Origin of the sequence: Luteimonas kalidii, assembly GCF_029887935.1 — a bacterium.
In the GTDB taxonomy this organism is placed as follows: domain Bacteria; phylum Pseudomonadota; class Gammaproteobacteria; order Xanthomonadales; family Xanthomonadaceae; genus Luteimonas; species Luteimonas kalidii.
In genome coordinates this window covers 352342-371939 of sequence record NZ_JARXRO010000014.1, presented here as the reverse complement: position 1 = coordinate 371939, position 19598 = coordinate 352342, and the positions used below count along the sequence as shown (strand labels likewise).

The window sequence follows — 19598 nt, the reverse complement described above, 5'->3', positions numbered from 1 at the left end:
CGGGTCAACTCCGGACAAGGTGGTGTCCGAAGCATAGGTCCGTCGCGGGGGTCGTGCATGTGCGGATCAGCACATGCGCCGGGGCCGTTGGGCCGGCAGGGCGGGGCGCGCCGCGGCGCCGCGCTACTTCATGCGGTAGGTGATGCGACCCTTGGTGAGGTCGTAGGGGGTCATCTCCACCTTGACCCGGTCGCCGGTCAGGATGCGGATGTAGTTCTTGCGCATCCGTCCGGAGATGTGCGCAATGATTTCGTGGCCGTTCTCCAGCTTCACCCGGAACATGGTGTTCGGGAGGGTCTCGGAGATCGTGCCTTCGAATTCGATGACGTCGTCTTTCGCCATTCGTCCTGTTGCCAGTGGTTGCGGGTGCGGCACCTGTGCCGCGAAAAAGCACACCATTCTGGCACGCGGACGCGGTCGATGCAAAAAGACCGGACGGTCAGGGCGTTCATCCGGCCAGTGCGCGGACCGGTCGCGTGCCGAACTCGTCAGTCCAGGGACCGGCGGCGGACGCGGCCCGCACCAGCGGTTGCAGCATGGCCATGAAGTCGGCGCGCGGAAGGCTGGCGGCGCCGAGCGAGACCAGGTGCGGATTCTCCACCTGCGCGTCGATCCACGGGCAGCCGCGCGCGTGCAGCCAGGCGGCCAGCGCGGCGAGCGCCGCCTTCGAGCCGCCGGAGGCATCGCTGAACATGCTCTCGCCGAAGAACATCCGTCCCACCGCGATCCCGTAGATGCCGCCGACCAGCGGCGCATCGTCTTCCGGCCCGGCGAAGATCTCGACGCTGTGCGCGTGGCCGAGCGCATGCATCCGCGCATACGCCGCCTGCATCGCCGGCGTGATCCAGGTGCCGCGCTGGCCGGGGCGTGGCGCCCGGGCGCAGCGTTCGACCACGTCCACGAAGGCGGTGTCGGCGCGCGCGACCCAGGGCGAGGCGCGCAGAGCGCGGCGGAAGCGCGAGGACAGGCGCACGCCATCGGTGCGGAACACCATCCGCGGATCCGGCGACCACCACAGGATCGGCTGGCCCTGCGAATACCAGGGGAAGATGCCGTGCCGATAAGCATTGAGCAGCCGCGGGGGCGAGAGGTCGCCGCCGAGTGCCACCAGTCCGTCGGGAAAGCGCAGCGCGCTGTCCGGCGGCGGAAAGGGCGCCTCCGGATCGTCGTCCAGGCGGTGCACCTGCAGGCTCACGGCTGCGGCGCGTCGTCGCGGAACGGCGAGCGCTGCCGCAGCCAGGCGAGATTCCCGCGCACCACGCGCCGTTCCTCCTCGCACCACGGCGCCAGGGCGTCGGCGAAGCGCGCGTCGACCACGTGGTGGTGGCTGCGCACCACGCGCGGCAGGAAGCCCCGCGCGATCTTGTGCTCGCCCTGCGCGCCGGGCTCGAACACGCGCAGGCCCTCGCGCAGGCAGTAGTCGATGCCCTGGTAGTAGCAGGTCTCGAAGTGCAGGCCGGGCAGGGCGACCGATGCCCCCCAGTAGCGGCCGTACAGCGTGTCGGGGCCGCGCAGGCACAGGGCGCCCGCGACCGGCTCGCCATCGTGCTCGGCCAGGATCAGCACCAGTGCGCGCGGCAGCTCGCGGGCCAGGTGCGCCAGGAACGGAAGCGTCAGCGCCGGGGAATTGCCGTACTCGGCGAAGGTCTGCAGGTAGAAGCGGTGCATCGTCGCCAGGTCGAGGTCGCTGGCCTCGTCGCCGTGGACGACGCGGAAGCGCACGCCCGCGCGCGCCAGCTTCGCCCGCTCCTGGCGGATGTTCTTGCGGTGCTTGTGGTCCATCGCCGCGAGGTAGTCCTCGAACGTGGCCCAGCCGGCGTCGTTGCGCCAGTGGTACTGCAGGTCGATCCGCTGCAGCCAGCGCGCGTCGAACGCCGCGTCCACCTCCGCCTCGTGGAAGTTCACGTGCGCCGACGACAGCCCCGTGCGCGCGGCCTCGGCGACCAGCGCCTCGGCCAGCGCACGCCGCAACTCCGCGGTGGGTGCGAGCAGGCGCGGTCCGGTGACGGGCGAGTACGGCACCGCGCACAGCAGCTTGGGGAAGTAGTCGAGTCCATGGCGCGCGTACGCATGCGCCCAGGCGTGGTCGAACACGAATTCGCCGTGGGAGTTGGTCTTCAGGTAGGCAGGCGCCGCGGCGAGCAGCCGGTCGCCGTCCCACAGCCCCAGGTGGTGCGGCGTCCAGCCCCAGTCCGGGCGCAGGCAGGCGTGCGCTTCCAGGCCGTGCAGGAACGCGTGCGACACGAACGGATGCTCGTCGTGCAGCGCGTCCCAGGATTGCGCCGGGATGTCGGAGAGTCCAGGGTGTACGCGGAGGTCGATCGGGTTGTCCTCCGCAGATTTCGACGAACCGTTGACGAGCGCGGCGAGGGCAGATGGGTCTTACGCAGGGTCGGGGGCGAACCTGGACGCGAGGCCGGCGTTGTCCATGGCGCGAGCGGACCGGCTCCGGGACGTCCGGCGCGGCGATCCATGGTCGGGCGCCAGCAGCCGCACGGACTGCCGATGGCGGTCCGTCAGCGCCGCTACTGGCCCTTGTCGAGGAAGCGTTCCGCGTCCAGCGCGGCCATGCAGCCGAAGCCGGCCGAGGTGATCGCCTGGCGATAGTGCTGGTCGGCGACGTCGCCCGCGGCGAACACGCCCGGTACCGAGGTCTCGGTGGCGTTGCCGCCCAGGCCCGAGCGCATCTCCAGGTAGCCGTTGTTCATCGCCAGCTGGCCTTCGAACAGCGTGGTGTTGGGCGTGTGGCCGATGGCGACGAAGAACCCGTGCACGGCGATCTCGCGCGTCGACGCGTCCTGCACCGACTTCAGCCGCATGCCGGTCACGCCCGCCTCGTTGCCCAGGACCTCGTCCACCACGTGGTGCCACACCGGTTCGATCTTGCCGGCCGCGATCTTCGCGAACAGCTTGTCCTGCATGATCTTCTCCGCGCGCAGGGTGTCGCGGCGGTGCACCAGGTAGACCTTGCGCGCGATGTTGGACAGGTACAGCGCCTCCTCGACCGCGGTGTTGCCGCCGCCGACCACCGCCACGTCCTGGTCCTTGTAGAAGAAGCCGTCGCACGTGGCGCACGCGGAAACGCCGCGGCCCTTGAACGCCTCTTCCGACGGCAGCCCGAGGTACTTGGCGGTCGCGCCGGTGGCGATCACCAGCGCGTCGCAGGTGTAGCTGCCGCTGTCGCCGGTGAGCCGGAACGGGCGCTGCGACAGGTCGGCGGTGTGGATGTGGTCGAACACCACCTCGGTCTCGAAGCGCTCGGCGTGCGCCTGCATCCGCGCCATCAGGTCAGGGCCCAGCAGCCCGTGCGCGTCGCCCGGCCAGTTGTCGACCTCGGTGGTGGTCATCAGCTGGCCGCCCATCTGCATGCCGGTGATGACGACCGGCTTGAGGTTGGCGCGCGCGGCGTACACGGCGGCGGTCCAGCCGGCGGGGCCGGAGCCGAGGATGATCAGGCGGATGTGCCGGGGCGCAGAAGGCGTCATGTATACTCGTCGGTCATGAAGTTGCGGCGTATCGAAGCCCATAGCTTGGCGGCGCGAAGGCGGCAACACAAGGCGCGCGCGGCCCATCGCCGCGGAACGCAGCATCCATGGCCCGCGACGTCGGGCCTGCGGTTCCGGTCCAACCCGTGCAGGCGCTGCACGGGTTTTTTCATGCACCGCCGGCACCGCACCTGACCCGCGAGGATCCCCGCATGCGCATCGGCGTACCCAAGGAAACCAAGACCCTGGAAGGGCGCGTCGCGCTCGTGCCGGCCGCGGCCGGCGACCTGGTCCGGCGCGGCCACGAGGTCTGGGTGGAGCAGGGCGCCGGGGTGCGCTCGGGCTTCGCCGATGGCGACTACGAACGTCTCGGCGTACGCATCGCCGCCGACGCCGCGGCGCTGTACGCGCGCGGCGAACTGATCGTCAAGGTCAAGGAGCCGATCGAGGGCGACCTGGCGCTGCTGCGCGAGGACCACCTGCTGTTCTGCTACCTGCATCTGGCGCCGGAGCCCGCGCTCACGCGCCGGCTGCTGGACATCGGCCTGACCGGGATCGCGTTCGAGACCGTCGAACTCGACGACGGCGAGCTGCCGCTGCTGGCGCCGATGTCGGTGATCGCCGGCAAGATCGCGGTCCAGGTGGGCACCCACTACCTGCACCAGCCGCTGGGCGGCAAGGGCAAGCTGCTCGGCGGCCTGCCGTCCACCACGCGCGGCAAGGTGGTGGTGTTCGGTGCCGGCCAGGCCGGTGGCGCGGCGGCGGCCCTGGCCGCGGCCGGCGGCTCGCGCGTGGTGGTGTTCGAAAAGCGCATCGACCGGATGGACGAGATGATGCGGCTGGGCCACAACGTCACCGCGCTCTACCCGTACGACGACGTGGTCGCGCGCGAGGTCGCCTCGGCCGACCTGGTGGTGGGCGCGGTGCTGGTGACCGGCGCGGTGGCGCCGCACGTGGTGACGCGGGCGATGATGGAGTCGATGGAGGACGGCAGCGTGCTGGTCGACATCTCGATCGACCAGGGCGGCTGCTTCGAGACCTCCCGGCCGACCACCTGGAAGGAGCCGACCTACGTCGAGGAGGGCGTGATCCACTTCTGCGTGACCAACATGCCCGGGGCGGTGCCGCAGACCTCCTCGCAGGCGATCTGCGCGGCGATCCTGCCCTGGGTGGACCGGCTGGCCTCGGGCGACTGGCGCGGTCATGCGCCGCTGGTGCGCGGGATCAACGTGGAAGGCGGGGCGCTGGTGCATCCGGCCCTGCAATCGATGAACCTTTGAATTAAGATCAAGGCATTGGGTCGATTTCCTAAGGCAGTGGATGACGGTGGCTCGGGCGGTTCCTGAACGCGGCAAGCGGCAACGCGCGACGGCCCGGGAGGCCGCGCCGCCGGATCCGCGCCGACAGCGCCTGCTGCGCGATATCGCGATGATCCTGATCGCGCCGCTGCTGCTGTACCTGCTGGTGTGCCTGGCGACCTATTCGCCGGACGATCCGGGCTGGTCGACCGCCTCCGGCGGCATCACCACCGAACTCAACAACGCCGGCGGACCGGTCGGGGCCTGGCTCGCCGACGTGCTGCTCTACCTGACCGGCTTCGTCGCCTACCTGCTGCCGCTGGTGCTGGGCGCGGTCGCGTGGATCGCCCTGTTCGGCATGGATTCGGACGGCGACGGCCGGGTGGATTTCGGCCCGGCGCTGCGGCTGGTCGGCATCGTCGGTTTCCTGGTCTCGGCCACCGGCCTGCTCTACCTGCGCATGGCCGCGGTGGAGAACCTGCCCGCCGGTGGCGGAGGCGTGCTGGGGCGGCTGGTGGGCAACTCGCTCGACCGCGGCTTCGGCGCGCTCGGCGGCAATCTGTTCCTGCTTGCACTGCTGCTGGTCTCGGTGACCCTGGCCACCGGCCTGTCGTGGCTGGCCGTGGCCGACCGCATCGGCGGCTGGGTGCTGCTGCTGCCGACGCTGCTGCGCCGCAGCCGCAAGCAGGCGGCCGACCATTTCGAGGCGCGCGAGCGCCGGGTGGAGCGCGAAGAGACGCGCAAGATCGAGACCGAACTGCGCGCCAAACGCGAGAAGGTGAAGATCGAACCGCCGCCCGCGCCGGTGGTCGAGAAGAGCGAACGCGCCAAGCGCGAGCAGCAGATTCCGCTGTTCCACGTCGCCGACGGCAGCGGCGTGCCGCCGCTGGCCCTGCTCGACGATCCCAAGCCGCAGCCCAAGGGCTACGACGAGGGCACGCTCGAGACGCTGTCGCGCCAGATCGAGTTCAAGCTCAAGGACTTCCGCATCGAAGCCCAGGTGGTGGGCGCCTATCCCGGGCCGGTGATCACCCGCTTCGAGATCGAGCCGGCGCCGGGCATCAAGGTCAGCCAGATCAGCACGCTGGACAAGGACATCGCGCGCGGCCTGTCGGTGAAGTCCGTGCGCGTGGTCGACGTGATCCCGGGCAAGTCGGTGATCGGCCTGGAAACGCCGAACACGCACCGCGAGATGATCTACCTCAGCGAGCTGCTGCGCTCGAAGGAATACGACAAGTCCACCAGCCCGCTCACGCTGGCGCTGGGCAAGGACATCGCCGGCCGCCCGACCGTGGCGGATCTGGCGCGCATGCCGCACCTGCTGGTGGCCGGCACCACCGGCTCGGGCAAGTCGGTGGCGGTGAACGCCATGGTGCTCAGCCTGCTCTACAAGGCCTCCGCGAAGGACCTGCGGATGCTGATGATCGACCCGAAGATGCTCGAGCTCAGCGTCTACCAGGGCATCCCGCACCTGCTCGCGCCCGTGGTCACCGACATGAAGGAGGCCGGCAACGGCCTGCGCTGGTGCGTGGCCGAGATGGAGCGACGCTACAAGCTGATGAGCGCGGTCGGCGTGCGCAACCTGGCCGGCTTCAACAAGAAGGTGCGCGACGCGCAGGAGGCCGGGCAGCCGCTGCTCGACCCGCTGTTCCGCCCGAACCCGGAATCCAGCGAGGTCGCCGAACCGCTGGAGACGCTGCCGTTCATCGTCATCTTCATCGACGAATTCGCCGACATGATGATGATCGTCGGCAAGAAGGTGGAGGAGCTCATCGCCCGCTTGGCGCAGAAGGCGCGCGCCGCCGGCATCCACCTGATCCTGGCCACGCAGCGACCGTCGGTGGACGTGATCACCGGCCTGATCAAGGCCAACATCCCGACCCGCATCGCGTTCCAGGTGTCGAGCAAGATCGACTCGCGCACGATCCTCGACCAGTCCGGCGCGGAAACCCTGCTCGGCCACGGCGACATGCTCTACCTGCCACCGGGCACGGCGCTGCCCGAACGCGTGCACGGCGCCTTCGTGTCCGACGACGAGGTCCACCGCGTGGTCGAACACCTCAAGCAGAGCGGCGGCGGGCCGGACTACATCGAGGGCGTGCTGGACGAATCGCAGACCATGTACGACGGCAGCGCGGTCGGCGCGACCGGCCTGCCCGAGGCCGGTGGCGGCGCCGGCGACGAATCCGACCCGCTGTACGACGAGGCGGTGAAGATCGTCACCGAGACCCGTCGCGCCTCGATCTCCGGCGTCCAGCGCCGGCTCAAGATCGGCTACAACCGCGCCGCGCGCCTGGTCGAGGCGATGGAGGCCGCCGGCGTGGTCTCCGCGCCCGAACACAATGGCGACCGCAGCGTCCTGGCGCCACCGCCGCCGAAGTAGGTTCCGCCCTCACTGGCGCTGCCCTGCCTTCTCCGCTTCGCGGGCTGTTCCTTCTCCCGCGTCGCCGGCTATCCCTATTCCCCGCTTCACGGGCTGTTCCTTCTTCAGTTGCACGGGACCCCGGTCCCCTTCATGGGGAGAAGGTGCCGGAGGCGGATGAGGGCGCGCCGCAGGCGCGTGAGCGTGCGGTGTCCTGCCTCCGCGGCCTGCCAGCGTGAACGGAAGCGGTCTCTCGCACCGAAACGACGCCCCACACCTTCATTGCCGTCCGCCTCGCGCCCCGCTTGCCGTTCAACAGGGCAGGGATGGCAAGGCACGTGTTCAGCCAGGCCTTTGCAGACTGGCCGCCCCATCCGCCAAGGACCGATTTCCGATGATCCGCAACTTCCGCTGGTTGTTCGCCCTTGCCGCCCTGGTCGTCGCCGGCCTGGCCCAGGCCGGTGCCCGCGACCAGCTCGATGGTTTCACCCGTGGCCTGAAGGGTCTGGACGGGCGTTTCACCCAGCAGGTGTTCGACGAGAACGGCCGCGTCCGCGAGTCGTCCAGCGGCCGCGTGGCGCTGTCCGCGCCGCGCCTGTTCCGCTGGGAGTACGAAAAGCCCTATCCGCAGCTGATCGTGGCCGACGGCAAGACCGTCTGGGTGCACGATCCCGACCTGGACCAGGTCAGCCGCCGCGCGCAGGGCGGCGCCGAGCAGGACAGCCCGCTGGCTGCGCTGATCGATCCGGGCAAGCTCGACCGCGACTTCCTGGTCGAGGATGCCGGCGCCGCCGATGGCCTGCAGTGGCTGGTGCTCAAGCCCAAGCAGGGGGGCGACGACGCCGCGTTCCAGTCCGCCCGCCTGGGCCTGTCCGAGGCCGGCCTGGCGCGGATGGAAATCGTCGATGCGCTCGGCCAGCGCACCGAGATCCGCTTCACCGAGTGGAAGCGTAATCCGGACTTCTCCCGCAACACGTTCACATTTACGCCGCCGGCCGGCGTCGACGTGGTCGGCGAAGGCTGACCCATCGACACCCCGCGGCCCCTAGAAGGAACCACCGTCATGCACGCGTCCACGCTCACGACCTCGCCCCGGACTGCCGGCCGCGCACGCGCGCTGCTGCTGGCCGCGTGCCTGGGGGCCGTGCCGGTGCTGGCGCAGTCCGCTCCGGTGGCCACGCCGCCAGGCACGCCCGCCACCAGCGAGCCGCGCCAGCGTGCCGCCACCACCGGCGACGAGACGATGGACAACGCCGTGGCGGCCGTGGTCGTAGCGGCGCTGTCGGAACAGCTCAGCACCGCGACGATCGCGGTCAACATCGATTCGTTCGACGTCGCGATCGCCAGCGTGCGCGATCGCACCGTCAGCGGCACCGGCCGCCTGCGCGTGGGTGACGACGCCGAGTGGATCGGCTTCCGCTACAGCGTGCCGTACGACACCAGCTTCGGCAGCGCCGGCTATCCGCGCCTGACCATCGGCGGCGTGGCCGCCAGCGAGCGCGAAGTCCCCAACGATGCCGGCCTCGTGCAGCAGCTCGAAGACCGCGTCGCCGTGGAACTCGACCGCCAGTTCGGCGCCGACTCCTCGCGCCTGCAGCTCGATGACATCAGCACCGTCCAGGGCGGTGCGCGCCTGCTGCGTATCAGCGCCAACGGCATCGCCGATTTCGGCCGCAACGGCAACACGCCGGTGCGGATCGAAGCCCTGTACGACCAGGTCGCCAACGCCTGGCAGCGGGTGAACTACGAACTGGGCGTCGCGGCCCGCTGATCGTCCTGCGTGGAAGGCGCCGGTCCCGCGCCATTCCGTTGAATCGCCGGCCTTCTTCTCACGGCCTGCGCCCCCGCCTTGGTATCGTGGCGGCCCGTTTCCCGGCCGATGCCCTGTGCCACGCGCCAAAGCCTCCCCGCCCGACGACCGCGGCGACCTGCTGACCGCCGACCGCACCGCGCTGCGGCCGCTGGCCGAGCGCATGCGTCCGCGCACGCTGGAAGAGATGGTGGGCCAGCGCCGGCTGGTCTCGCCCGAATCGGCGCTGCGCAAGTCGATCGAAGCCGGCAGCGTGCATTCGATGGTGCTATGGGGCCCGCCCGGCTGCGGCAAGACCACGCTGGCGCTGCTGCTGGCGCACTATGCGGATGCGGATTTCCGCTCGGTCTCGGCGGTGCTGTCCGGCCTGCCCGAGGTGCGCCAGGTGCTGGCCGAGGCCGGCCACCGGTTCGCCGAAGGGCGCCGCACCGTGCTGTTCGTCGACGAGGTGCACCGCTTCAACAAGGCGCAGCAGGATGCGTTCCTGCCGCACATCGAACGCGGCACGATTGTCTTTGTCGGCGCCACCACCGAGAACCCGTCGTTCGAACTGAACTCTGCGCTGCTCTCGCGCTGTCGCGTGCACGTGCTGGAAGCGGTGTCGGCCGACGACATCGAAGTCGCCCTGCAGCAGGCGCTCGACGACGAGGAGCGCGGCCTCGGCGGGCGCGGCCTGCGGATCGAGCAGGACCAGCTGCACCTGATCGCCGTCGCCGCAGATGGCGACGTGCGCCGCGGCCTGACCCTGCTGGAAATCGCCGCCGAACTGGCGGGCGAGGGCGGCACCGTCACCGATGCGGTGCTCGAGCAGGTGCTGGCCGACCGCACCCGCCGCTTCGACAAGGGCGGCGAGCAGTTCTACGACCAGATCTCGGCGCTGCACAAGTCGGTGCGCAGCTCCAACCCGGACGCCGCGCTGTACTGGTTCGCGCGCATGCTCGACGGCGGCTGCGACCCGATCTACCTCGCGCGCCGGATGACGCGCATGGCGGTGGAAGACATCGGCCTGGCCGACCCGCGCGCGCTGCAGATGGCGATCGACGCCTGGGACACCTACGAACGGCTCGGCAGCCCCGAAGGCGACCTCGCCCTGGCGCAACTGGTGCTCTACCTGGCCAGCACCGCCAAATCGAACGCCGCGTATCGCGCCTTCGGTGCCGCCAAGCGCGACGTGAGCGAATACGGCACCCAGGACGTGCCGATGCACCTGCGCAATGCGCCCACGAAGCTGATGAAGGAACTCGGCTATTCGAAGGGCTACCAGTACGACCACGACAACGAAGGCGGCGTGGCCCTGGACCAGACCGGCTTTCCCGATGCGATGGGCGAGCGGGTGTACTACCAGCCGGTGGCGCGCGGGATGGAGCTCAAGCTCAAGGAGAAGCTCGAAGCGCTGCGTCGGGCGCGCGCGGACAGGCGCGACCCTCGCACCGACGACAGCTAGTCCGTCGCCGGGCCGCCAGGCCGTTCCTGCTCCCCAATTGCGTGAGGGCGCCGGGGGTGGGGCCGCGTCCGGGCGCATTGCGCCTCACCCCCAGACGCGCGTCATGGCTATCCAGGCGCGCAGCGCATTGATGCCGCTGCCCGGACGCGCCCGGCCTGCGCCAGGTGCTCGACCACCTGCCGCGCCAGCACCCCGACGTCTGCCGGAAGACGCTGCGCTTAGGCAGCCCCACGGGCATCCGCTTGTGCCGCTGCCCAAGGTTCGTCGTGATCGCGGGAGATGCCGGGCCCGACATGCGATATCGGTCCCGGTAGTCGATGCCCTCCGATACCGCCGCTTCGCGCCGCCGCACGCCACATTCATCTTGCGGCTAGGAATCATTATCATTAACATCCGCATCCTTCATGGTTCCTGGCGCAAAGATGACCCGTCGTTCGCACCTTCCCCTTTCGATCGCCTCGGTCCTGGCCATCGCGCCGTTCGCGGTGTCCGCCCAGCAGTCAGGGGCGCCTGACGCCGCGCCGACCACGGCAGTTCCTTCCGCGGGCACCGACGCGACCGACCTGGATGCCGTGCGCGTAGTCGGACGGGCGCAGCGCCTCTACAAGGCCGAAGACACCAGCCTGGCGACCCGTACCGATACCCCGCTGGAGCTGGTGCCGCAATCGGTGCAGGTGATCAACCGCGACCTGATCGACGACCAGGGCGCGCACCAGGTGACCGACCTCTACCGCAACATCAGCGGCATCAGCTTCTTCAGCTACGCCGGCGTGGTGCTGCGCGGCTTCCGCCAGGAGAACGTGCTGTACGACGGCCTGCGCGGCGACCCGTACGCGGGCTTCTCGGTGCCGCAGCTGTTCAACATCGAGCGCGTCGAGGTACTCAAGGGACCGGCCGGCGCGGCGTACGGCTCCGGCGATCCCGGCGGCGTCATCAACTACGCCACCAAGAAGCCGACCGCGCTGCCCGAGCGCGAATTGCGCCTGCAGGCCGGCAATTTCGATTACGGTGCGGCCTCGCTCGAGGCCTCCGGCCCGCTGGATGCGGCGGGACGCGTGCGCTATCGCGTCGGCGTGCACGTCGACCACGAGGAAGGCTTCCGCAACAACACCTCGCAGGACAGCCTGATCGGCGATGTCGGCTTCGCCTTCGATGTCGGCGACACCGGCGAGCTGCTGCTGCAGTACACCGACCTGCAGCAGGACCTGGACGCCAACCGGCTGCGCGGCGTGCCGGCCAACGACGATGGCGTGTTCCTGACCGACCGCGAGTGGAACACCAACGAACCCACCGATTACCTCGAACTCGACGCCCGCATCGGCCTGGCCCGCTATACCGCTGCCCCCACCGACGCGCTGGATGTCAGCCTCGCCGTGCGCTGGTTCGAGAACGCCGAGCGCCAGCAGTACCACGAGTCGCGCGGCATCGCCGCCGACGGGCGCACGGTGTGGCGCGAGTTCCGCGACCAGGCGCGCGACGTGGAAGGACTGGCCACCGCCGGCCACGCCGCCCTGGACTTCAGCACCGGCAGCATCGCCCACACCCTGCTGTTCGGCGGCGAGATCTCGCAACTCGACGCCTACTTCATCGGCCGCACGGCAGCGGGCGTGGAGCGCGGCGGCCCGGTGCCGGGGCTGGACCTGTTCGAGCCGGTGTACGGACTGAGCGGCGGCGCCGACTACGGCCTCGACACGCTGCCCTTCCGGCCTGCCACCCGCACCCGCAGCCGCCAGGACGGCCTGTACCTCCAGGACCAGATGGACCTGGGCCGCTGGCATCTGCTCGCCGGCCTGCGCTGGGACCGTTTCGAAGACAGGGACCGCGTCGCCGGCACCGCCATCGACGGCAACGACCTGACCTGGCGCGTGGGCACCACGTTCGAGGCGACCGATGAGGTCAACCTCTACGCCAGCATGGCGACGGGCTTCCTGCCGCAGTCGGCCGGAAGCCAGAACCCGCTGGCCGGCGGGCCGTTCGATCCCGAGCGCAGCCGCCAGTGGGAACTGGGCGCCAAGTCGAGCCTCGCCGGCGGGCGCATCACGCTCAACGCCGCGGTCTACCGGATCGAGCGCAGCAACGTGGTGCAGGGCACCGGCGAGGATGCCGGCAACGACGGCGTCGACGACCTGGCGGCGCTCGGCCTGGTGCGCAGCGACGGCTTCGAGCTCGACCTGCTGGCCGACCTCACCGAACGCTGGGTGCTCAACCTGGCCTACGGCTACAACGACGCGCGCGTGCTCGAAGGCGACCCGGCCGCCGCCGGCAACACCACCGGCGACAGCGACCGCTTCGCCAACGCGCCGCGGCACAAGCTCGGCCTGTGGACCCGCTACGACCTGCCGGCCATTGCCTCGTCGATCGCCTTCGGCGTCGACCATGTCGGCGACCGCGTCTCGCTCGAGGGCCAGGCGGTCAAGGCCTACACCATCTTCGATGCCAGCTGGCAGACGCAGTGGCGCGACTGGACCTTCCAGGCCAACGTCAAGAACCTGTTCGACAAGGTCTACGCGGCGAGCGGCTTCATCGAACGCACCGGCCATTTCCCCGGCGAGCCGCGGCGGCTGTACCTGCAGGCCCGGTACAGCTTCTGACCCACGGGCCCAACGAGCCAGCGAATGCCATCGGCCCCGCCAGCTGCAGCCGTCGCCGCCATACCCGCGAAGAGCAGGCGCCGCGTGTGGTTCGACCTGCACAGCTGGGTCGGGCTGAAGCTGTGCGTGCTGATGGCCTTCGTCTGCCTCACCGGCACCCTGGCGGTGTTCTCGCACGAGATCGACTGGGCGCTGCACCCGCAGATGCGCGTCTCGCCCGCGCCGCAGCACGCCAGCTGGGGCACGATGGTCAGTGCGGTGCAGCGCGCCTATCCCGCCTGGACCCTCAACGGCCTGTCCGCGCCCAAGGGTCCGCGCTCGGCGGCGATGGCCAGCATGGAAACCGACGATGGCCGGTTGCGCTTCGTCTGGGTCGATCCCTATCGCGGCACGGTGACCGGCGACACCCACTGGTTCAACGCCCAGCGCTTCCTGCGTAACACCCACCGCCACCTGATGATGCCGGTGAAGTTCGGCGTGCCGATCGTGTCCGCGCTCTCCATCGCCCTGCTGGTGACGCTGGTGACCAGCCTGGTGATCTACAAGAAGTGGTGGCGCGGCTTCCTGTCGCTGCCGCGACCGGAACGCCAGCGCCGCTTCTGGGGCGACGTGCACCGGCTGGCCGGCGTGTGGAGCCTGTGGTTCATCGCCCTGATCGCCGTCACCGGCGGCTGGTACCTGGTGGAATCGCTTGGCGGCGGCGCCGGTGGGCAGCCGGACGTGCTGCCGAAGCAGCCGGCCGATGCGGACGCGGCGGTGCCAATTCCGATCACGCCCGCCGCGATCGACCGCGCCATCGCGCAGGCGCAGCACGAGTGGCCGACCCTCGAGGTGCGCAGGCTGGCGCTGTCCGAGCGCGGCCTGGTGATCGAAGGCCAGGCCGAGGCATGGCTGGTGCGTGACCGTGCCAATGCACTCGGTTTCGACCCGACCGGCAGCACCCTCACCGGTCGCCGCATCGCCGGCGAGCTCGACGTGCACCACCGCATTTCCGAAATGGCCGATCCGCTGCACTTCGGCACGTTTGGTGGCCTCGTCACGCAGGTGATCTGGTTCGCGTTCGGCCTGCTGCTGACCGCGCTCAGCCTGACCGGCGCGTACCTCTATGGCCTGCGCGTGGCGGACGTGCTTCGCGCCGCGACACGACGGTCCGCAAAGTCGGGGGCCGTCGCATGACCGCGCCGCGCGACGCATGGAGGGCCGCCTGGCGCGGCATGGGCGCATGGCGCTGGCTGTGCCTGGCGCTGGTCCTCATCGCGTTCGTGCTGCTGCCGCAGGAACTGTTGCGATAGCGGCGGCGCCGCTCGCCTTGGCCGGTGAGCTTCGCCGCGCTGTGTGCGAATGGGGGAGGGCGGAGATGGTTTGCTGCGACTTGCAGCGCAGGCCAAGAGATCAGGAGCCAAGCTCACCCTCAGCGGACACGATTTAACAAACCGTGCACGTACGCCAACCCCAGCTGAAGCCGGCTCGGGACTCCGGCGAAAAGGGGGCTATATTCCAGTTCCCCAGACCAAGGAGGAGTGGCATGTTCGTGACCAGACAACATCTGGCGATGGCCCGTATGCTCGGCGTGGCGATCGTTGCCGCCCTGGCCCTGTCCGCCTGCGCCACCTACGACGACGAGTTCGCCGGCATCAACTCGCGCCTCGATACGCTCGACACGCGGGTGCAGGGTGCGGCGCAGAGCGCCGAATCCGCCAATCAGTCCGCGATGCAGGCCAACCAGCGGCTCGACCAGCTGGAAGGCCGCGTCCAGCAGCTGGAAGGGGCGCCGCGCCGCGCACCGCGCGGCTGATCGCGCGTTTGCAGGAAGTGCGACCCAAGGCCTGAACCGGGGCCCGGTGACCCATGCGGCCACCGGGCCCTTTTCATCTGTTCCCGTTGCAAGGAAATTTCCCATCCGTACCTGCACATCCCCTGCCATCCGCGCCGCCTATGGCGCGCTGGCGTTGGCGCTGGCGTTGACCGGCGTCGGTGTGGCCAGCGCCCAGGAACGCGGCGGGCCACCGGTCGCCTCCATCGACCAGCTTCCGCGGGACCAGGAGGTCTCCACCACGGTGATCGAGCTCGCGGGCTGGGTGGTTGCCGCCAACGACAGCGTGGGCTATCCGTTCGCGGTGATGGACAAGGCCGCCGCGCAGATCCTGGTATTCGATGGCGACGGCCGTCCTCGCGGCGCGGCGCCCGCGCTGTTCGGCTCGGCGAGCGGCGACCATACGGCCCCCGGCATCGCCGGCCTCGCGCTTCGCGAGATTCCGGGTCGGGATCGCACCACGCCGGCGGGCCGCTTCGTGGGCGGTTACGGTCCGTCGATCGACGCCGGGCGCGTGCTGTGGGTGGACTACGACTCCGCGGTCTCCATCCACCCGACCGCGACCGGCGTGCCGGCCGAGAAACGCGCCGAACGCCTGGCCTCGCCGACGCCGGACGACAACCGCGTCACCCACGGCTGCATCAACGTCTCGCCCGAGTTCTACGAGCGGATCATCCAACCGACGTTCGAGCGGGGCGGGGTGTTCTACATCCTGCCGGATGAGGCACCGATCGCGGAGACCTTCCCGGAGTTCGCGCAGAGTCGCTCGGGTAAACGCAGCGACTGAGCAAGCGCGGCCTGCCGGCCCGTCAGGGCGCGCCACTCAGACCGCAGCGGCTTCGCGGCTCAGCCGGGGTCCGAGCCTGGTCGACGGCTCAGCGGCTTCGGCAGCCGGCGCGAACCAGTCCGCCGGCAACATCGGCGCATGCGCACGGCTGTCGTGTTCGGCCAGCAGCGTGTCGAGGCCGTGGTCGCCGATCCCAGGAATCGCGGCGCGCGCGAGGGCCAGCACCTCGGACGCCAGCTGGCGCATCCCCGCAATCGAGCGCTGGGTGCGTGCGAGGTAGGCGGCATCGTCGAGCTCGTCGGTGAGTCCGCCGTTCATTTCGCGGCACCACTCGACCTGGTACTGGTCGTAGGCACGCGCCTGGCGCAGATCCGGCGTCGCATCGCGCGTGCCCCATTCGCGCAGCAACGCCTGCATCGCCAGGTTCAGGGCACGGCCTTCGGCGAATGCGGGCTTGAGCCTGGCGAGGATCGACAGGTCGGCCTGGCGACGGCTGAAGAACAGCGGCGCCAGCAGCGACCAGTAGTACACGTAATCCCACAGCACCTTGATCGGCATGACCTGCGGGTGGCCGAAGATCGGGTACTGGTCCTGGTAGAGCGTCAGCGTGTTCTCGTAGAACGAGAAATACAGCTGCTGGTAGATCTCGGCATAAGGCGCGATGGCGTCGCCCGCGCGGTCCTTGCCGATCAGTTCGCAGACGTAGGTGTTGCTGATCGCGATGAAGTCGCTGCCCGGCGAGTAGAACGGATCGAGGAACAGCCCCGCCTCGCCCGTCAGTGCCCAGCGGTGCCTGGAATACACCTGCTTGCAACCGTGCGAAAAGTGGCGCAGGAACAGGAAGTCCTGGAGCGTGTATTCCGGCTTGTCGAGCGCTTCGTGGACGCGTGGCTGGTGCGTGCGCAGCCAGTCCATGGCCTTCTCGAAGGTGTTCATGGTCTCGAGGGGATGCATCTTCGCGTCGCAGACGATGCCGAGCGAATGCGAACCCGACGCCAGCGGAATGAGCCAGAACCAGTAGCCCGGCCCGCACATGTGGTTGGTCGAGTTCACCCGGCGCGCGGGCGCGAAACGCTCGCGCCACCGCGGATCGTCGGACCACTGGTCGAGATCCGACTGGCCATCGATGCGCCACCACACGGCATTGCAATCGTGGTCATTGGCCATCGCCAGGCCGAGCTTGCGCTTGATCAGGCCGGCGCGGCCCGATGCGTCGACCACCCAGCGTGCCTTCAGTACCCGGCGGTCACCGGCGTGATCGAAGGCGACGGTATGCGGCGCATCGGTGTCCGACAGATCCAGCGTGCGTACGACCGCCTGATCCCGGAAATCGACGCCCATCTCCCGCGCGCGATCGCCAAGGAAGTTCTCGAAGCGGCCGCGGTCGAGCTGCCACGACGGCGTGGGCAGCAGCTTGCTCACGCCCATCTCGCTGCAGTCCTGCACGTCGTATTCGCGATCGGTGAAGAAGTAGCGAAGCCCGTACTTGCGGACCTGCTCCGTCTCCAGATGCTCGCGCAGGCCGAGCACATCGGCGAAGTAATGCGCGCCGATCTCGACCGTCGACTCGCCCACCTTGTGTGCGGCTTCGCGCACGGGGTGGGCGCGGCGTTCGAGCACCGTGACCGCCAGCGAGGGGTCGCGCTGGCGCAGCTGCAGGGCAAGCGTGAGTCCGGCGAGGCCGCCGCCGAGGATGGCGACGTCAACGAAATCCGCATCTTCCGTCGGAGAAGCAGGTACCGGCCCCGTCATCGTTCCAACCCTTGTGCTGTCCAGACCGGGTAGCTTACGACAGGGTCATTCTCCGGGCGGGAGCCCGGGAGGAATCGCTTCATCCGGCCACGCTCGGGCAGGGGTCAGGACAGGTTGTCGACGCGATCCACGCGTTCCCCGTTTTCTGGCCGGCAGCAGACCCCGCGCGACCGACGCGCACCACGCCGTCGCTGCCGCTTCACATGCCAGTGATGACGGGCGTAGCGTCACCCGTGACCCGCCGACCCTCGACCTTGTACCGGAAAGCCCCAACGTCGAAGCCCGCAGGCGCATCGATGACAAAAAAAGCGTCACCGTTGACTCCCGCGAGGTCTCGCCTGATGCCCGGCCGCCCGGCGCCCAGCCCTGGACCCTCATCGAAGTAGCCGAAAGGCTCTCGATAGGCCCTCGAAGCCGCTCCGTCGCACCCGGCCAGCCCACGGAAAGCCCTCCACGCCTCACCGTTGCCGCCCGAAGCCCCGCGTTCCGAACAAAAAGGGCCGCGCAAGCGCGGCCCTGTGACTCCTTAGCGACTGCCAGCCCTCAGGCCGCGTCCTCCGCCCCCTCCGACGCCCGCGGCCCCTTGGCGAACCGCGTGCCGATCTCCTTCCGCAGCCCCTCAAGTCCCTGGTTGCGGCCGGCCACCTTCAGCAGGGCATAGCCGTCCAGCGCGCAGCGCATGACGTCACTGCCCAGCGCGGTCTCGCTGTCCACCGCGCGTTCGGCCAGGCGCTGCAGCCGCTGCAGACGCGGGCGCAACGCATCGAGGGTGGCGAGGTCCGCCTGCGCGCCGGCCAGCGGCAGGCTCGGCGGCACCACCTGCGGGTTCTGCGCCAGCACGCTCAGCGTCTGCCGGCAGAACGATTCGGACTTGTCGCCCATCCGCATCAGCTTGCGCCGCTGCTGCACGCTCATCGCGATCAGGCCCGACAGCTGGGTTTCCAGCTCCAACAGGGCATTGTCCACCGCCGACAACTGGGCCTCGGACAGGGTGAGGTCGATCAGATCCTGGCTCACTGCATTCTCCTTTGCATTCCATGTGGGATGCCGGGGCCGGCACGCCCTGCGTGCCTGCAAGCCCATCGGCACCGCCCCGCCGCTTCCCTGTGGCGTGAACGATCTGCGCGCCGGCAGGGCCGGCGGCGGGTGCGGGGTCAGTTTGCCAGAGAATGGGCGACGGTGGTGGGAGGCATGGGGAGGTCTGTTACCGTGCTTCGCATATCGGCAAAAGCAAGTGGTATTCCGTATCACCCCGCTTTGCGCGAGTATCTGGCCAGAGGGCCCCCGGATTTGGGTCTGCCTGATGTTAGGTGGCAGGTCGAGCAGTACGGAGGCGAACGTGAAAGCAGCGCTGATAGGCATCACTATCGTGGCTGGCTTGCTAGCCGCGCTCTTGGTCGCTAGTAAGCTGACTTCGCCCTACGCGATGGGAGAATTTTGGAACGGAGTGGGCTTTGGATTTCGCTTCTACTTCCAGGTTGCCGTGTGCTCTGGTGGTGTCTACTTCGGCACCAACATCGCGTACTACTTCCGAGCCGGTGCGCCTGCCTCGAGAGGCATCAGACTGCTCGCGTATCTCGCTTCCGCCGCTCTATGTGTCTTAGTCGCATTGGTCTTCGCCGGCTATGACAGGGTCTTCGACTTGGGGCTGTTCTGGAAGGCGCTATGTCTGCTCCTGCCAGCGACAATAGTCGCTACGCTAATTGGCTTGGAGATCAACGAGCCCGGAGAGGCATGGAAGGGATGGACGTAGCGATGCGCCACCTAACGAATCGCCGCAACCGCCGTTGTATCGTCGCTTNTGAGGCGGCAGATAAAGCTTGCCACCTCAGCCAATCGCCGCTACAACGCGGCTGAACTCTGGTGTTAGGCGGCTATGCCAAGTGAAAAGCTGACCCGTATTCTCAAGGCCAAGAGTCCGTTCTCGGCCGACGTGATCTCAGCGATGTCCGAGAGCGAGGGCTGGGACTGGGTTTATGCGAACTGCGCCACACGTAAAGACAAAATGCTGCAAGTCTGCTTCACAGGCTTCTCGGCGACAGAGAAGGCGGAACTAGCGGAGTTAGCCAGAAAGCACAGGCTTGGAGTTGCAACGTCGGTGACCAACGATCTCGCGTTTCTCTGCGCTGGTGAGAGTGCCGGACCCGCCAAGCTTAGTAAGGCTGCAGCGCAGGGAGTTACGCTGCTGACGAGGGCCGAGTTTGAGCGCCTGCTTGCAACAGGCGAGGTCGCGGCCTAACAATCTTCCAAGCCGAT

17 protein-coding genes are annotated in these 19598 nt (G+C 69.0%); 11 read left to right on the top strand and 6 right to left on the bottom strand.

The features are described 5' to 3' along the window. Nucleotides 1-123: 123 nt before the first annotated feature. From infA to trxB, 4 genes are all read right to left on the bottom strand, one after another. Nucleotides 124-342, bottom strand: coding sequence for a translation initiation factor IF-1 (gene infA / locus QFW81_RS07225; protein WP_133322078.1), 219 nt, complete (start codon nucleotides 340-342; stop codon nucleotides 124-126). A gap of 106 nt (nucleotides 343-448) precedes the next feature. Continuing rightward, nucleotides 449-1195 (bottom strand): leucyl/phenylalanyl-tRNA--protein transferase, encoded by a 747-nt coding sequence (gene aat, locus QFW81_RS07220; protein ID WP_425603986.1) that lies wholly within the window; start codon nucleotides 1193-1195, stop codon nucleotides 449-451. After that, the gene (locus QFW81_RS07215) at nucleotides 1192-2322 is read right to left on the bottom strand and encodes a GNAT family N-acetyltransferase (RefSeq protein WP_280578348.1); all 1131 of its coding nucleotides are present in this window, start codon (nucleotides 2320-2322) and stop codon (nucleotides 1192-1194) included. Before QFW81_RS07215 ends, aat begins: the two co-directional genes overlap by 4 nt. 203 nt (nucleotides 2323-2525) lie before the next feature. Beyond that, a complete protein-coding gene (trxB, locus tag QFW81_RS07210; protein ID WP_280578012.1) occupies nucleotides 2526-3485 on the bottom strand; it encodes a thioredoxin-disulfide reductase in 960 nt (319 codons plus the stop codon). Nucleotides 3486-3697: 212 nt separating this feature from the next. Here trxB and QFW81_RS07205 point away from each other — a divergent pair, with 212 nt between their 5' ends. From QFW81_RS07205 to QFW81_RS07165, 9 genes are all read left to right on the top strand, one after another. Further along, nucleotides 3698-4765: an alanine dehydrogenase gene (locus QFW81_RS07205; RefSeq protein WP_280578011.1), complete on the top strand. Its 1068-nt coding sequence runs from the start codon at nucleotides 3698-3700 to the stop codon at nucleotides 4763-4765. A 46-nt stretch (nucleotides 4766-4811) separates the two neighbouring features. Then, nucleotides 4812-7166 carry a DNA translocase FtsK gene (locus QFW81_RS07200; protein ID WP_280578347.1) on the top strand — a complete coding sequence of 785 codons (2355 nt, stop codon included), beginning with the start codon at nucleotides 4812-4814 and terminating at the stop codon, nucleotides 7164-7166. Nucleotides 7167-7539: 373 nt separating this feature from the next. Continuing rightward, on the top strand, nucleotides 7540-8169 hold the full coding sequence (gene lolA, locus QFW81_RS07195; protein WP_280578010.1) for an outer membrane lipoprotein periplasmic chaperone LolA: 630 nt from the start codon (nucleotides 7540-7542) through the stop codon (nucleotides 8167-8169). Between the two features lie 39 nt (nucleotides 8170-8208). Then, the gene (locus QFW81_RS07190) at nucleotides 8209-8916 is read left to right on the top strand and encodes a hypothetical protein (RefSeq protein ID WP_280578009.1); all 708 of its coding nucleotides are present in this window, start codon (nucleotides 8209-8211) and stop codon (nucleotides 8914-8916) included. A 115-nt stretch (nucleotides 8917-9031) separates the two neighbouring features. Further along, complete coding sequence (locus QFW81_RS07185) at nucleotides 9032-10399, top strand: replication-associated recombination protein A (RefSeq protein ID WP_331488048.1); 1368 nt, start codon at nucleotides 9032-9034, stop codon at nucleotides 10397-10399. Between the two features lie 452 nt (nucleotides 10400-10851). After that, nucleotides 10852-12990 carry a TonB-dependent siderophore receptor gene (locus QFW81_RS07180; RefSeq protein WP_425603994.1) on the top strand — a complete coding sequence of 713 codons (2139 nt, stop codon included), beginning with the start codon at nucleotides 10852-10854 and terminating at the stop codon, nucleotides 12988-12990. A gap of 84 nt (nucleotides 12991-13074) precedes the next feature. Continuing rightward, nucleotides 13075-14166: a PepSY-associated TM helix domain-containing protein gene (locus QFW81_RS07175; RefSeq protein WP_280578007.1), complete on the top strand. Its 1092-nt coding sequence runs from the start codon at nucleotides 13075-13077 to the stop codon at nucleotides 14164-14166. 349 nt (nucleotides 14167-14515) lie between these two features. Further along, nucleotides 14516-14785, top strand: coding sequence for a hypothetical protein (locus QFW81_RS07170; protein ID WP_280578006.1), 270 nt, complete (start codon nucleotides 14516-14518; stop codon nucleotides 14783-14785). Nucleotides 14786-14933: 148 nt separating this feature from the next. Next, nucleotides 14934-15590, top strand: coding sequence for a L,D-transpeptidase (locus QFW81_RS07165; RefSeq protein ID WP_280578345.1), 657 nt, complete (start codon nucleotides 14934-14936; stop codon nucleotides 15588-15590). Between the two features lie 36 nt (nucleotides 15591-15626). Here the strand turns inward: QFW81_RS07165 and QFW81_RS07160 are convergent, their stop codons facing one another. Both QFW81_RS07160 and QFW81_RS07155 read right to left on the bottom strand, forming a co-directional pair. Continuing rightward, complete coding sequence (locus QFW81_RS07160) at nucleotides 15627-17342, bottom strand: NAD(P)/FAD-dependent oxidoreductase (protein WP_280578005.1); 1716 nt, start codon at nucleotides 17340-17342, stop codon at nucleotides 15627-15629. A gap of 543 nt (nucleotides 17343-17885) precedes the next feature. Further along, entirely contained in the window at nucleotides 17886-18359 is a 474-nt protein-coding gene (locus QFW81_RS07155; RefSeq protein WP_280578003.1) for a hypothetical protein, read from the bottom strand. A 322-nt stretch (nucleotides 18360-18681) separates the two neighbouring features. On the opposite strand from QFW81_RS07155, the gene QFW81_RS07150 reads away from it, so the two are divergent. Next, the gene (locus tag QFW81_RS07150) at nucleotides 18682-19095 is read left to right on the top strand and encodes a hypothetical protein (RefSeq protein ID WP_280578001.1); all 414 of its coding nucleotides are present in this window, start codon (nucleotides 18682-18684) and stop codon (nucleotides 19093-19095) included. A gap of 123 nt (nucleotides 19096-19218) precedes the next feature. Next, nucleotides 19219-19581, top strand: a complete 363-nt coding sequence (locus QFW81_RS07145; RefSeq protein WP_280577999.1) for a BRCT domain-containing protein — start codon at nucleotides 19219-19221, stop codon at nucleotides 19579-19581. Nucleotides 19582-19598: the final 17 nt, after the last annotated feature.

Coding starts and splice junctions, on each gene's coding strand:
- QFW81_RS07145 (WP_280577999.1), top strand. CDS start 19,219: ATGCCAAGTGAAAAGCTGACCCGTATTCTCAAGGCCAAGAGTCCGTTC.
- QFW81_RS07205 (WP_280578011.1), top strand. CDS start 3,698: ATGCGCATCGGCGTACCCAAGGAAACCAAGACCCTGGAAGGGCGCGTC.
- QFW81_RS07190 (WP_280578009.1), top strand. CDS start 8,209: ATGCACGCGTCCACGCTCACGACCTCGCCCCGGACTGCCGGCCGCGCA.
- QFW81_RS07170 (WP_280578006.1), top strand. CDS start 14,516: ATGTTCGTGACCAGACAACATCTGGCGATGGCCCGTATGCTCGGCGTG.
- QFW81_RS07160 (WP_280578005.1), bottom strand. CDS start 17,342: ATGACGGGGCCGGTACCTGCTTCTCCGACGGAAGATGCGGATTTCGTT.
- lolA (WP_280578010.1), top strand. CDS start 7,540: ATGATCCGCAACTTCCGCTGGTTGTTCGCCCTTGCCGCCCTGGTCGTC.
- trxB (WP_280578012.1), bottom strand. CDS start 3,485: ATGACGCCTTCTGCGCCCCGGCACATCCGCCTGATCATCCTCGGCTCC.
- infA (WP_133322078.1), bottom strand. CDS start 342: ATGGCGAAAGACGACGTCATCGAATTCGAAGGCACGATCTCCGAGACC.